The organism is Rhizobium sp. 01L410 (genome assembly GCF_056400165.1).
Window position 1 is genome coordinate 13,674 of the sequence record NZ_JBFTST010000004.1, and the last position, 13,349, is coordinate 27,022.

General features: G+C 60.6%; 16 protein-coding genes. 13 read left to right on the forward strand and 3 right to left on the reverse strand.

Annotated features, from left to right (window positions below; all coding sequences use genetic code 11):
- Positions 1-5: 5 nt before the first annotated feature.
- Genes hisB through coaA form a run of 7 tightly spaced genes read left to right on the forward strand, consistent with a single transcriptional unit; the run spans position 6 to position 4,666 of the window.
- On the forward strand, positions 6-614 hold the full coding sequence (gene hisB, locus AC1DV9_RS09825) for an imidazoleglycerol-phosphate dehydratase HisB (RefSeq protein WP_477947549.1): 609 nt from the start codon (positions 6-8) through the stop codon (positions 612-614).
- Between the two features lie 24 nt (positions 615-638).
- Positions 639-1,124: a DUF2628 domain-containing protein gene (locus tag AC1DV9_RS09830; RefSeq protein WP_112517933.1), complete on the forward strand. Its 486-nt coding sequence runs from the start codon at positions 639-641 to the stop codon at positions 1,122-1,124.
- Positions 1,124-1,774 (forward strand): imidazole glycerol phosphate synthase subunit HisH, encoded by a 651-nt coding sequence (gene hisH / locus AC1DV9_RS09835; RefSeq protein ID WP_477947551.1) that lies wholly within the window; start codon positions 1,124-1,126, stop codon positions 1,772-1,774. The genes AC1DV9_RS09830 and hisH overlap by 1 nt, the downstream gene beginning before the upstream one ends.
- Positions 1,775-1,801: 27 nt before the next feature.
- On the forward strand, positions 1,802-2,551 hold the full coding sequence (hisA, locus tag AC1DV9_RS09840; protein WP_477947553.1) for a 1-(5-phosphoribosyl)-5-[(5-phosphoribosylamino)methylideneamino]imidazole-4-carboxamide isomerase: 750 nt from the start codon (positions 1,802-1,804) through the stop codon (positions 2,549-2,551).
- Positions 2,548-3,336 carry an imidazole glycerol phosphate synthase subunit HisF gene (gene hisF / locus AC1DV9_RS09845; RefSeq protein WP_112386039.1) on the forward strand — a complete coding sequence of 263 codons (789 nt, stop codon included), beginning with the start codon at positions 2,548-2,550 and terminating at the stop codon, positions 3,334-3,336. Before hisA ends, hisF begins: the two co-directional genes overlap by 4 nt.
- A 14-nt stretch (positions 3,337-3,350) precedes the next feature.
- Positions 3,351-3,674, forward strand: a complete 324-nt coding sequence (locus AC1DV9_RS09850) for a phosphoribosyl-ATP diphosphatase (RefSeq protein ID WP_112517929.1) — start codon at positions 3,351-3,353, stop codon at positions 3,672-3,674.
- The gene (gene coaA, locus AC1DV9_RS09855) at positions 3,671-4,666 is read left to right on the forward strand and encodes a type I pantothenate kinase (RefSeq protein ID WP_477947555.1); all 996 of its coding nucleotides are present in this window, start codon (positions 3,671-3,673) and stop codon (positions 4,664-4,666) included. Before AC1DV9_RS09850 ends, coaA begins: the two co-directional genes overlap by 4 nt.
- Positions 4,667-4,672: 6 nt before the next feature.
- Here coaA and AC1DV9_RS09860 read toward each other — a convergent pair whose 3' ends face one another.
- From AC1DV9_RS09860 to AC1DV9_RS09870, 3 genes are all read right to left on the reverse strand, one after another.
- Positions 4,673-5,284, reverse strand: a complete 612-nt coding sequence (locus AC1DV9_RS09860; protein ID WP_477947557.1) for an alpha-ketoglutarate-dependent dioxygenase AlkB family protein — start codon at positions 5,282-5,284, stop codon at positions 4,673-4,675.
- A 1-nt stretch (position 5,285) separates the two neighbouring features.
- Positions 5,286-5,720: an alternative ribosome rescue aminoacyl-tRNA hydrolase ArfB gene (gene arfB / locus AC1DV9_RS09865; RefSeq protein ID WP_310296668.1), complete on the reverse strand. Its 435-nt coding sequence runs from the start codon at positions 5,718-5,720 to the stop codon at positions 5,286-5,288.
- 96 nt (positions 5,721-5,816) lie between these two features.
- Positions 5,817-7,427, reverse strand: coding sequence for a phosphoenolpyruvate carboxykinase (locus tag AC1DV9_RS09870; protein WP_477947559.1), 1,611 nt, complete (start codon positions 7,425-7,427; stop codon positions 5,817-5,819).
- Positions 7,428-7,765: 338 nt separating this feature from the next.
- Between AC1DV9_RS09870 and AC1DV9_RS09875 the strand changes: the two genes are divergently transcribed.
- From AC1DV9_RS09875 to ahcY, 6 genes are all read left to right on the forward strand, one after another.
- Positions 7,766-8,500, forward strand: a complete 735-nt coding sequence (locus AC1DV9_RS09875; protein ID WP_310296724.1) for a response regulator transcription factor — start codon at positions 7,766-7,768, stop codon at positions 8,498-8,500.
- 80 nt (positions 8,501-8,580) lie between these two features.
- Positions 8,581-10,371 (forward strand): stimulus-sensing domain-containing protein, encoded by a 1,791-nt coding sequence (locus AC1DV9_RS09880; protein ID WP_477947561.1) that lies wholly within the window; start codon positions 8,581-8,583, stop codon positions 10,369-10,371.
- Entirely contained in the window at positions 10,371-10,820 is a 450-nt protein-coding gene (locus AC1DV9_RS09885) for an HPr kinase/phosphorylase (RefSeq protein ID WP_477947563.1), read from the forward strand. The genes AC1DV9_RS09880 and AC1DV9_RS09885 overlap by 1 nt, the downstream gene beginning before the upstream one ends.
- 152 nt (positions 10,821-10,972) lie before the next feature.
- On the forward strand, positions 10,973-11,374 hold the full coding sequence (locus AC1DV9_RS09890; RefSeq protein WP_025584219.1) for a PTS sugar transporter subunit IIA: 402 nt from the start codon (positions 10,973-10,975) through the stop codon (positions 11,372-11,374).
- 9 nt (positions 11,375-11,383) lie between these two features.
- Positions 11,384-11,665: an HPr family phosphocarrier protein gene (locus AC1DV9_RS09895; protein WP_112386030.1), complete on the forward strand. Its 282-nt coding sequence runs from the start codon at positions 11,384-11,386 to the stop codon at positions 11,663-11,665.
- A 165-nt stretch (positions 11,666-11,830) separates the two neighbouring features.
- On the forward strand, positions 11,831-13,231 hold the full coding sequence (gene ahcY / locus AC1DV9_RS09900; protein WP_112386029.1) for an adenosylhomocysteinase: 1,401 nt from the start codon (positions 11,831-11,833) through the stop codon (positions 13,229-13,231).
- Positions 13,232-13,349 lie beyond the last annotated feature (118 nt).

Here is a 13,349-nt window from a genome sequence, read left to right on the forward strand (position 1 = left end):
GCCATATGGCCGAGACAGCAGCAAGCCGCACGGGCGCCGTTTCCCGCACGACCAACGAAACCTCGGTTTCGGTTTCGGTCAATCTCGACGGCACCGGCAAGTCGAAGATTTCGACGGGCGTCGGCTTCTTCGACCATATGCTCGACCAGTTGTCGCGACATTCGCTCATCGACATGGAGATCGAGACACAGGGCGATCTGCATGTCGACGACCATCACGCTGTCGAAGACACCGGAATCGCGATCGGCCAGGCAATTTCGAAAGCGCTCGGCGACCGGCGCGGCATCACCCGCTACGCCTCGATCGACCTTGCGATGGACGAGACGATGACAAAAGCTGCGGTCGATCTTTCCGGCCGCCCGTTCCTCGTCTGGAACGTTTCGTTCAGCGCGCCGAAGATCGGCACGTTCGATACCGAACTGGTTCGCGAATTCTTCCAGGCGCTCGCGCAGAACGCCGGCATCACCTTGCATGTGCTCAACCACTATGGTGCCAACAACCACCATATTGCAGAGACCTGCTTCAAGGCCGTTGCCCGCGCGCTGCGCACGGCGACAGAGATCGATCCGAGACAGGCGGGCCGTGTTCCCTCGACGAAGGGCACGCTCGTCTGAGCCCCTTGAGGGAGCTTGACGACATTGACTTCCAGCTATCTGTTTCTCACCGCGCCTGACGGAGCCGATACCGGCCACGAGAAGACGCGCGTCATCCGCGACGGCTTCACGTTTCTTGGTTTCTTCTTCCCATGGCTGTGGCTGCTGGCTCATCGCCTCTGGCTGCATGCCGCCGCCGCTTTTCTCGCACAGGCTATCGGTGGCGTTCTGATGGAGCGGCAGGGTCTGTGGCCGGCCGGCTTTGCGATCACGCTCGCAGCCAGCCTGATCGTTGCGCTTGAGGGGCAGAACTTTCGTATCCGCAGCCTCGCCGCCAAGGGCTGGAACGAGGATGCCGTCGTCACGGCCGATTCCGTCGATGCGGCCGAAGAGATCTATTTTTCCGGTATCGAGACCATCGAGCGGGATAGCAGCGTGCCGGCACCGGAATGGGAGCGACATCAACGCTCCACCGGCCGCCACGGCAACGCCACCTCGCTTGGTCTCTTTGGTTTTGATGGAGGACGCTGATGCGCGTCGCAATTATCGACTACGGCTCGGGCAATCTGCGCTCGGCAACGAAGGCCTTTGAACGCGCAGCGCGCGAGGCAGGCATCGACGCTCATATCGACCTGACGGACAAGGCGGAAGACGTTGCCGCTGCGGACAGGATCGTGCTTCCCGGCGTCGGCGCCTATGCCGATTGCCGCCGCGGCCTCGATGCCGTGCCCGGCATGGCCGAGGTGCTGATCGAGGCGGTAGAGAAGAAGGCCAAGCCGTTCCTCGGTATCTGCGTCGGCATGCAGCTGATGTCGTCGCGCGGCCTGGAAAAGACGGTCACCCAGGGCTTCGGCTGGATCCCCGGCGACGTCAAGGAAATGACGCCTGACGATGCCTCGCTGAAGATCCCGCAGATCGGCTGGAACACGCTCGATCTCAGGCATCCGCATCCGCTTTTCGACGGCATCTCCACCGGACCGGACGGGCTGCATGCCTATTTCGTGCATTCCTACCATCTGGATGCGGAAAACGCGTCTGATGTCATCGCGACCACCGGTTACGGTGGCCCGATGACCGCCTTTGTCGGCCGCGACAACATGGTGGGCGCCCAGTTCCATCCGGAAAAGAGCCAGAAGCTTGGCCTCGCCCTGATCACCAATTTCCTGCGCTGGAAGCCGTAAGGCTCGCGCGAAGCAAGGACAGACATCATGATCCTCTTTCCCGCCATCGACCTGAAGGACGGCCAGTGCGTTCGCCTGAAGCTCGGCGATATGGACCAGGCGACGGTCTACAATCCCGACCCTGCCGCACAGGCCAAGGCTTTCGAAGACCAGGGTTTCGAATGGCTGCATGTCGTCGATCTCAACGGCGCCTTTGCCGGTGAAAGCGTCAACGGCGCGGCTGTCGATGCGATCCTGAAGGCAACGAAGAACCCGGTACAGCTCGGCGGCGGTATCCGCACACTCGACCATATCGAGAGCTGGCTGTCGCGCGGTCTGGCGCGCGTCATTCTCGGCACGGTCGCCGTTCGCGATCCGGCACTGGTCATCGAGGCCTGCAGGGCTTTTCCGGGCCGCGTTGCCGTCGGCATCGACGCCAAGGGCGGCAAGGTCGCTGTCGAGGGATGGGCCGAGGCCTCGGAGCTCGGTATCATTGAGCTGGCGAAGAAATTCGAAGGTGCCGGTGTTGCGGCGATCATCTATACCGACATCGACCGTGACGGCATCCTTACCGGCATCAACTGGGCCTCCACGCTGGAACTAGCTTCCGCTGTCTCCATCCCCGTCATTGCCTCGGGCGGTCTCGCCTCTATCGCCGATATCGAGCGGATGCTGCAGCCGGATGCCCACAAGCTCGAAGGCGCGATTTCCGGCCGCGCGCTCTATGATGGCCGTATCGATCCGGCGGAAGCGCTGTCGCTGATCAACGCGGCCCGCGCCAAGGAGATCGCACAATGACGCTGAAAGCCCGTGTCATCCCCTGCCTCGACGTCAAGGACGGCCGTGTCGTCAAGGGCGTCAACTTCACCAATCTGATCGATGCCGGTGACCCCGTCGAGGCCGCGAAAGCCTATGACGCTGCCGGTGCCGACGAACTCTGCTTTCTGGACATTACCGCGTCATCGGACAATCGCGAGACGATCTTCGACGTCGTTTCACGGACCGCCGAGCAGTGCTTCATGCCTCTGACGGTCGGCGGCGGTGTTCGCACCATTGCCGATATCCGCAAGCTGCTGCTCTGCGGCGCCGACAAGGTCTCGATCAATTCGGCCGCCGTCAACAACCCTGATTTCGTCGCCGACGCTGCCGACAAGTTCGGCGACCAATGCATTGTCGTCTCGATCGACGCCAAGCGCCGCCGCACGCAAGCCGTCGGCCAGGACAACCTCAGCGCCTGGGAGATCTATACCCATGGTGGCCGCAACGCGACCGGCATCGATGCCGTCGAGTTCGCGCAGAAGATGGTTGCCCGCGGCGCCGGTGAGCTGCTTGTGACCTCGATGGATCGCGACGGTACCAAGATCGGCTACGATCTGGAGCTGACGCGAGCGATTGCCGACAGCGTTCGCGTCCCCGTCATCGCCTCCGGCGGCGTCGGCAGCCTCGACGATCTGGTGGCGGGTGTGAAGGAAGGCCATGCGACGGCCGTTCTCGCCGCGTCGATCTTCCATTTCGGCACCTATTCCGTCGGCGAAGCGAAGCGCTATATGTCTTCAAACGGCATTGCGATGCGGCTCGACTGAGTGAAAGCGATAGAATGAGCGGATTTTCCCTTTCCGATCTGGAAAAGATCGTCGACGAGCGGTCGAAGGCCTCACCGGACGAATCCTGGACGGCCAAGCTTGTCTTGGCCGGTCAGCCGAAAGCAGCCAAGAAGCTGGGTGAAGAGGCAATCGAAGCCGTTATGGCGGCGGTGACCGATGACAGGGCCAACCTCACCTACGAGTCAGCCGATGTCCTCTATCACCTATTGGTCGTATTGAAGATTGCAGGCATTCCGTTGCAGGATGTCATGGCCGAACTTGAGCGGCGGACCGCTCAGTCCGGCCTTAAGGAAAAGGCCAGCCGGCAGAGTTCATGAGTATCGTGTCGCAAATCATCGGAGCGCCCGAGGCGCTCGATCACTTCCAGGCGAATGCCTATTCGCCCTATCACTTCTTTTCCTCCGAGGAATGGTCGAAGTTCCGTGCCGATACGCCGCTGACACTGACCGGCGAGGAAGTCACGCGGCTGCGTTCGATGGGCGACCCGATCGACCTCGACGAAGTCAGGCGCATCTACCTCTCGCTGTCGCGCCTGCTGTCCTCGCATGTCGAGTCATCGCAGTTGCTCTTCGAACAGCGCAACCGCTTCCTCAATCTTGAGGGCGTGGCCAAGACACCCTTCGTGATCGGCATTGCCGGATCGGTTGCCGTCGGCAAATCGACGACCGCGCGCGTCTTGAAAGAGCTGCTGCGCCGCTGGCCGTCGAGCCCGAAGGTTGACCTGATCACCACCGACGGATTCCTGCATCCGAACGCCGTGCTCGAGCGCGAAAACCTGATGCAGCGCAAGGGTTTTCCTGAAAGCTATGACACCGGAGCGATCCTGCGCTTCCTTTCGGCGATCAAGGCGGGACAGGCGGACGTCAAGGCGCCCATCTACTCGCACCTCGTCTATGACGTCATCCCGAACGAATACAAGATCATCGACCGTCCCGATATCCTGATCTTCGAAGGCATCAACGTGCTGCAATCACGCGACCTGCCGGCTGATGGCAAGATCGTGCCGATGGTCTCGGATTTTTTCGACTTCTCGATCTATATCGACGCCGAGGAAAAGCAGATCCATAACTGGTACGTGCATCGTTTCATGCGCCTGCGCGAAACCGCCTTCCGCGACCCGAACTCCTATTTCCACCGCTATGCCTCGATCAGCGAAAAGGAAGCGCTCGGCATCGCCGAGGGGCTCTGGGCCAACATCAACCTGAAAAACCTGCGCCAGAACATCCTGCCGACCCGCCCCCGCGCCGATCTGATCCTGCGCAAGGGACCGAACCACCTGATCGAACAGGTGGCCCTCAGGAAGCTTTAGCCGGATTCACCGCGTCACACGCCTTAACGTCAGGTTGATCCGGCCGCCACTTTTCAGCAGCGTCGAGGTGGCGGGATAGATGCGATCGACACCGTGGAAGCAGAGGCGACCCTCGCCGCCGAGGACGATCACGTCGCCGCTTGCGAGCTTCAGCGATTGGGTACTGTCGGTTCGCGTGGTTCCGCCGATGCGAAAGAGGCAGGTGTTGCCAAGCGAGACGGAAACGACCGGCGCGCGGAGATCCTGCTCGTCCTTGTCCTGGTGCAGGCCCATCTTGGCGTCGTCGGCGTAGAAATTGATGAGGCAGGCCTGTGGCGGCAGGTGATAACCGGAAACCTCGTTCCAGATCTGCATGAGTGCGTCCGGGATGGGCGGCCAAGCCTCTCCGGTCAGCGGATGGACCGGCTGGTAGCGATAGCCGCGCTCCTTGTCTGTCACCCACCCAAGCTCGCCGCAATTGCTCATGCGCACCGACATCGGTTTGCCGGTGCCGGGCATGACAGGCACGAAAAGTGGCGCGGCAGAGACGATTTTCCGGATGGTTTCGACCATCGCTTCCTGGCGCGGGCGATCGAGATGGCCTGGGAAATGCCGGATGCCGCTGGAGATTTGGAGCATCTCAGTCTCCGGCCGGCCGGCCGCGCATCTTCTTGACCTCGGAGCGGCCCGACTTTTCCTTCAGGCGTCGCTCGACGGAGCCTTTGGTCGGCCGGGTCTTCTTTCGCGGCGGCGGCGGTGGTTTGGCGGCTTCGAGAACCAGCTCCTTCAGGCGCTCTCGGGCATCTTCACGATTGCGGTCCTGGCTGCGGAAGCGGCTTGCCTCGATCATCAAGACACCGTCCTTCGACATGCGTCTTCCGGCGAGCTTGATGGCATTCGCCTTGACGCGGTCCGGCAGGGACGGCGAGCTCTCCAGGCTGAAGAAAAGCTGGACTGCAGTGGATACCTTGTTGACGTTCTGCCCGCCGGGGCCACCCGCCAGAACGAACTGTTCCGTCAGCTCCCATCCGGCGATGGTAATCCGATCGTTGATATAGAGCGCGTCGCTGGCCATGCCTGACCTATCTCACATCATCCCGACTTTTGGAACACGCAAAGAAAAACCCGGCAGTCGCCCGCCGGGTTTCACGTGAATCATCAGCCGTTTAGATTATTCGGCAGCGATCTTCAGGCCCGGTGCCGCGTCACGCACGCCACCATCGACATGTTCCTCGAATTTGGCGAAGTTGGCGATGAACATGCCGACGAGCTTTTCGGCCTGGCGGTCATAGGCTGCAGCATCGGCCCAGGTCGAGCGCGGATCGAGGATACCGTTGTCGACACCATCGACCGACACCGGAACGGCAAAGCCGAAGTTCGCATCGGCGCGGAAATCGGCCTTGGCGAGTTCACCCGACAAAGCGGCGGCCAGCAAAGCGCGTGTCGCCTTGATCGGCATACGCTTGCCGGTGCCATAGGCGCCACCGGTCCAGCCGGTGTTGACGAGCCAGCATTCGACGCCGTGACGGCCGATCAGCTCCTTCAGCAGATTGCCGTATTCAGCCGGATGACGCGGCATAAAGGGGGCGCCGAAGCAGGTCGAGAAGGTTGCTTCCGGCTCGGTCACGCCCTTTTCGGTACCCGCGACCTTTGCGGTGTAGCCGGACAGGAAGTGATACATGGCCTGTTCAGGCGTCAGGCGGGCAATCGGCGGCATGACCCCGAAGGCATCCGCCGTCAGCATGATGATCGTCTTCGGATGCGCGGCGAGGCCGGTCTTCGAAGCGTTCTGAATGAAGTCCAGCGGGTAGGCGCAACGGGTATTCTCCGTCAACGAGCCATCATCGAAATCCGGCTCGCGCTGTTCGTTCAGCACGACGTTTTCGAGAACCGTGCCGAAGCGCTGCGTCGTCGCGTAAATCTCCGGTTCGGCTTCTGCCGAGAGGCGGATGGTCTTCGCATAGCAGCCGCCTTCGAAGTTGAAGATGCCGTTTTCGCCCCAGCCATGCTCGTCATCGCCGATCAGCGTACGGGCCGGATCAGCCGACAGCGTCGTCTTGCCGGTTCCCGAAAGGCCGAAGAAGACAGCGCTATCGCCATCCGGGCCGGCATTGGCCGAGCAGTGCATCGGCATGACGCCCTTGGCCGGAAGCAGGTAGTTGAGGACGGTGAAGACCGACTTCTTCATTTCACCGGCGTAGGACGTGCCGCCGATCAGCACGAGACCCTTGGTCAGGTCGCAGGCAATGACCGTTTCGCTACGGCAGCCATGGCGGTCCGGATCAGCCTTGAAGCTCGGCAGATCGATGATCGTCAGCTTCGGCACGAAGGTCTTCAGCGCCTCGAGCTCCGGGCGGATCAGCAGATTGCGGATGAACAGCGAGTGCCAGGCAAACTCGGTGACGACACGCGACGGCAGAGCATGACCGGCATCGGCACCGCCGATCAGGTCCTGCACGAAAAGCTCCCTGCCCTTCGCGTGAGCCAACATGTCGGCATGCAGCACGGCGAAGTGCTCCGGCGACATCGGCTTGTTGTTGTCCCACCAGATCTGCGCCTCGGTATCGGCATCACGGACGACAAACTTGTCGCGCGGCGAGCGGCCGGTGTGCTGGCCGGTCAATGCGCGCAGCGCGCCCTGGGCGGTGAGTTCGGCTTCTCCACGGCGAATCGACTCCTCATAGAGGGAGGCGGCGGTAAAGTTATAGCGAACGCCTGCAACGCCCTCCAAACCGATCGTCGCCAGCGCTACCGCCGGGTTATGAACTCCGAACGTTTCCATCGCTCTTCCCTTTGCTCAGGCATACAGCCGTTAAAACTGACGCGAACCTAAGATGGGGAATTTTAAAAAGCAAGAGAGTGTAATTCGAAAAGTGTAATGATATCATATATTTAATCGATTTAAATAAGAATCGTTATTTTTAAATCGTTTGAACTGGATGGTTTGGTTCAGTATGTCGCACCACCTTTGATTGCGGCCGGAATATTCGAACAATCCGCCCCTTTATCTTTGCCACAATTTGTTCCACCTTTATCCTCCATAAGCGCATCCGGCTGGAGAGGCCGCCTGGGGACATCAAAAATTCCGGGAGATGCGCATAAATGACGGAGACGAACACCATGCCGACAATCGCGCTCGTTGACGACGACCGCAACATCCTGACGTCAGTGTCGATCGCACTGGAAGCCGAGGGATATAAGGTCGAGACATATACGGACGGCGCTTCGGCGCTCGATGGTCTCATCGCCCGTCCGCCGCAGCTCGCCATCTTCGACATCAAGATGCCGCGGATGGACGGGATGGAGCTTCTGCGCCGCCTACGCCAGAAGTCCGACATGCCGGTCATCTTCCTGACGTCCAAGGATGAGGAGATCGATGAGCTCTTCGGCCTCAAGATGGGCGCCGACGATTTTATCACCAAGCCGTTCTCGCAGCGCCTGCTGGTCGAGCGCGTTCGCGCCGTGCTGCGCCGCGCCTCGAGCCGGGAAGCAGCCGCGGCCGCAGGCACAAGCGGTACCGCGCCGAAGCCCGGCGCAGCACAGCCCGCCCGCTCGCTGGAACGCGGACAACTGGTCATGGACCAGGAGCGCCACACCTGCACCTGGAAAGCCGAACCGGTGACGCTGACCGTGACCGAATTCCTGATCCTGCATTCGCTTGCGCAGCGCCCGGGCGTCGTCAAAAGCCGCGATGCGCTGATGGATGCCGCCTATGACGAGCAGGTCTATGTCGACGACCGCACCATCGACAGCCACATCAAGCGGCTGCGCAAGAAATTCAAGATGGTCGACAACGATTTTGATATGATTGAAACGCTCTACGGAGTGGGTTACCGCTTCCGCGAAGCAGCCTGACGCGCTACCGCGGGGCACATGAGTATTGTTGAGGGCTCGCTGGCCGCATATCCGGCCGCGCCCTCCGAAAGGGCCTGTCGTTGGCACAGTTGGTGCAGGAAAGGGATCTGGACGATGCGGATGGCGTAACCGGCCGCCGCGTCCGGGGAAGGCGCTGGTCGCATCCCTTCACCATCATCCGCCGGATCTTCGGCAATGCCGTCTTTTCGAGCCTGACGCGCCGCATCCTGTTCTTCAATCTGGCGGCGCTGCTCGTCCTTGTCGGCGGCATTCTCTACCTCAACCAGTTCCGCGAAGGGCTGATTGACGCGCGTGTCGAAAGCTTGCTGACGCAGGGTGAAATCATTGCCGGCGCGGTCTCCGCTTCGGCATCGGTCGATACAAATTCGATCACCATCGATCCGCAGAAGCTGCTGGAACTACAAGCCGGCCAGAGCATCACCCCAGTTCCGAACGACGAAGATCTGGAATTTCCGATCGATCCGGAAAAGGTGGCGCCGGTTCTCCGCCGGCTGATCTCGCCGACCCGCACCCGTGCCCGCATCTTCGACGCCGATGCCAATCTGCTGCTCGATTCCCGCCATCTCTATTCCCGCGGCCAGGTTCTGCGTTTCGATCTTCCGCCAGTCGAGGAAGAGAAGCAGACATGGGGCGAATGGTTCACCACCCTGTTCAACAAGGCGCTGCAGCCCGGCAATCTGCCGGTTTACAAGGAAGCGCCGGGTGGCGATGGCTCGATCTATCCTGAAGTGATGAATGCGCTGACCGGCGTTCGCGGCGCAGTGGTGCGCACCACCGAGAAGGGCGAGCTGATCGTCTCGGTCGCCGTGCCGGTGCAGCGTTTCCGCGCCGTTCTCGGCGTGCTTCTGCTTTCGACCCAGGCCGGCGATATCGACAATATCGTTCACGCGGAACGTCTGGCGATCATGCGTGTCTTCGGGGTCGCGACACTCGTCAACGTGCTCCTGTCGCTCGTTCTGTCGTCAACGATCGCCAATCCGCTCCGCCGCCTGTCGGCAGCCGCGATCCGCGTCCGGCGCGGCGCCAAGGAGCGCGAGGAGATCCCCGACTTCTCCGCCCGCCAGGACGAAATCGGCAATCTTTCGATCGCACTGCGTGAAATGACAACCGCACTCTACGACCGCATCGATGCGATCGAGAGCTTTGCCGCCGATGTCAGCCACGAGTTGAAGAACCCGCTGACCTCTCTTCGAAGCGCGGTCGAGACGCTGCCGCTGGCAAAATCCGACGATTCCAAGAAGCGGCTGATGGATGTGATCCAGCATGACGTTCGCCGCCTCGACCGCCTGATCAGCGACATTTCCGACGCCTCGCGTCTCGATGCCGAACTGGCGCGTGTCGATGCCCGCTCGGTCGATCTGGAAAAGTTCCTGACCGATCTGGTCGACGTTTCCAGGCAGATCCGCAGCAAGAACAAGGATGTGCATATCGAGCTGGCGATCGAGCGGAAGCCTGGCGTGAAGACCCGCTTCGTCGTCAACGGTCACGACCTGCGCATCGGCCAGATCGTTACCAACCTGATCGAGAATGCCCGCTCCTTCGTTCCCCAGGAAGGTGGCCGGATCATCGTGCGGCTGGTGCGGACCCGTTCCCGCTGCCTCGTCTATATCGAGGACAACGGTCCGGGCATCCAGGCCGAAAACATCGATCGCATTTTCGAGCGCTTCTATACCGACCGGCCCGAGTCGGAGGGCTTCGGACAGAATTCCGGTCTCGGCCTGTCGATCAGCCGCCAGATTGCCGAAGCCCATGGCGGCTCGCTGCGTGCCGAGAACATTATCGATGCGGAAAGTGCGGAGATTCTTGGCGCCCGCTTCATCCTCGCCCTGCCCGCGGCTGCCAATAGCTGATGAGTGCGCCGGTCAACGTTCACGCGACGGCGATCAAGATCAACGGCACCGGACTGCTGTTTTCGGGGCCATCCGGCTGGGGCAAGTCGATGCTGGCCTTCACCTGTCTGACCGAGGCGAAGCGGATCGGACTCGACGCCGTCCTCGTTGCCGACGATCAGGTGTTTCTCGATAAACGAGACGGGCAGATCATCGCCCAGCGGCCGGATTCGATCGCCGGGCTAATCGAACTTCGCGGCACCGGCATCGTGGCGCTGGACAGCATTGCCGAGGCCGCCATGCATTTCGCCATCCTGCCCGGCAGCGCGTCCGGCGAAAATCGCCTGCCGCCGGAAAACGAGCAAATGGAGGTCGCCAGTGGCTTTCTGCTGCCGGTCATCCGGCTGCTTGGCGATACCCGGCTGCCGCTCGCGGTTCTGATGGCGAAAGCCCCGGAAATCGGTCGATAATGCCTCATAATCCGGCAGAATTGCCTGCGATCTCCGCATTTTTGTCTTGCACTTCGGCTTTTGATCGCCAAGATGTGCCCCCACCGGTGGACGCGATTGTTGCATTGCGATATTGGGGCCGCCGTTGATATGCCATTGGGAGCAGTTAAATCATGATCGGACTTGTGCTTGTCACTCATGGCAAGCTGGCTGAAGAGTTTCGTCATGCTGTCGAGCATGTCGTCGGTCCTCAGAAATTCATCGAGACGGTCTGCATCGGCCCCGAAGACGATATGGATCAGCGGCGGCAGGATATTCTTCAAGCTGTCGCCGGTGCCGATGACGGTCATGGTGTGGTGATCCTCACCGATATGTTCGGCGGTACGCCTTCCAACCTTGCCATTTCGGTGATGAGCAGCGGCCATACCGAAGTGATCGCCGGTATGAACCTGCCGATGCTGATCAAGCTCGCTGGCGTCAGAGGCGAGAACAACATGGAAAAGGCCCTGGCCGAAGCTTCGGAAGCCGGCCGGAAATACATCAACGTCGCGAGCCGCGTTCTCAGCGGAAAATAACGGGCCTTCATGACCACGACGCAGCTCTCCCGGGAACTCCTCATCATCAACAAGCGCGGTCTTCATGCACGCGCCTCGGCGAAATTCGTCCAGATGGTCGATACGTTCGACGCTGCGATCACCGTGTCCAAGGACGGCATGACCGTCGGTGGCACGTCGATCATGGGCCTGATGATGCTTGCCGCGAGCCCCGGCTCGACCGTGCTGGTCACCGCCAGCGGCAATCAGGCGATCGAAGCCCTCGACGCCCTGGATCAGCTGATCCAGAACAAGTTCGGCGAAGAGATCTAATCCGCGTCGTCATATAACCATATAAAGACTTCTTTATATCTTTATTGCCATGGTCCCTGAAGCCTGATAAACGGCTGGCATGGCCGTGCATAAGGCACGTGTTGGCGCTGCGCGATATTTGCGGCGCAGGTTTGATTTTGAGATGCTTTTCAGCTGGAGACCTCAATGAGCACTGAAAAAGATTATGTCGTCGCCGATATCGGTCTTGCAGATTTCGGCCGTAAGGAAATTACGATCGCCGAAACCGAAATGCCGGGCCTGATGTCCAGCCGCGAAGAATTCGGCCAGTCGAAGCCGCTGAAGGGCGCGCGCATTACCGGCTCGCTGCACATGACGATCCAGACCGCCGTTCTCATCGAGACGCTGACGGCGCTCGGCGCCGAAGTTCGCTGGGCCTCGTGCAACATCTTCTCGACGCAGGATCACGCTGCTGCTGCGATCGCCGCTGCCGGCATCCCGGTCTTTGCGATCAAGGGTGAATCCCTCGAAGACTACTGGACCTACACCGACAAGATCTTCCAGTGGGCTGATGGTGGCTTCTCCAACATGATCCTCGACGATGGCGGCGACGCAACCATGTACATCCTGCTCGGCGCCCGCGCCGAAGCCGGTGAAGACGTGCTGTCGAACCCGCATTCCGAGGAAGAAGAGATCCTCTTCGCGCAGATCAAGAAGCGCCTTGCGGCATCGCCGGGCTGGTTCACCAAGCAGCGCGACGCGATCAAGGGCGTCACTGAAGAAACCACCACGGGCGTCAACCGCCTTTACCAGCTGCATGCCAAGGGCCTGCTGCCGTTCCCGGCGATCAACGTCAACGATAGCGTCACGAAGTCGAAGTTCGACAATAAGTACGGCTGCAAGGAATCGCTGGTTGACGGCATCCGCCGCGGTACCGACGTGATGATGGCCGGCAAGGTTGCCGTCGTCTGCGGTTACGGCGACGTCGGCAAGGGTTCTGCCGCTTCGCTTTCCGGCGCCGGCGCCCGCGTCAAGGTCACGGAAGCCGATCCAATCTGCGCCCTGCAGGCCGCCATGGATGGCTATGAAGTCGTCTTGCTCGAGGACGTTGTTTCCTCGGCAGACATCTTCATCACCACGACCGGCAACAAGGATGTCATCCGCATCGACCATATGCGGGCGATGAAGGACATGGCGATCGTTGGCAACATCGGCCACTTCGACAACGAAATCGAAGTTGCCGCACTCCGTAACCTCAAGTGGACCAACGTCAAGCCGCAGGTCGACCTGATCGAGTTCCCGAAGGGCAACCGCATCATCCTGCTGTCCGAGGGACGTTTGCTGAACCTCGGCAACGCCACCGGCCATCCGTCCTTCGTGATGTCTGCATCCTTCACCAACCAGACGCTGGCGCAGATCGAGCTCTTCACCAAGCCGGACCAGTATTCCAACCAGGTTTACATTCTGCCGAAGCACCTCGACGAGAAGGTCGCACGCCTTCATCTCGGCAAGCTCGGTGTGAAGCTGACGCAGCTCTCGGAAGAGCAGGCTGCCTATATTGGCGTAAAGCCGCAGGGCCCGTTCAAGGCTGACCACTACAGATACTAATCGTATCGCCAGTATCCACAACATCTTGATGGGCGCCGCATTGACATTTGCGGCGCCCTTATTTTTTGCCTCCTACCTTCCCGCTGAATCCCATCCGAAGTATTGTTTTAGAACTCGA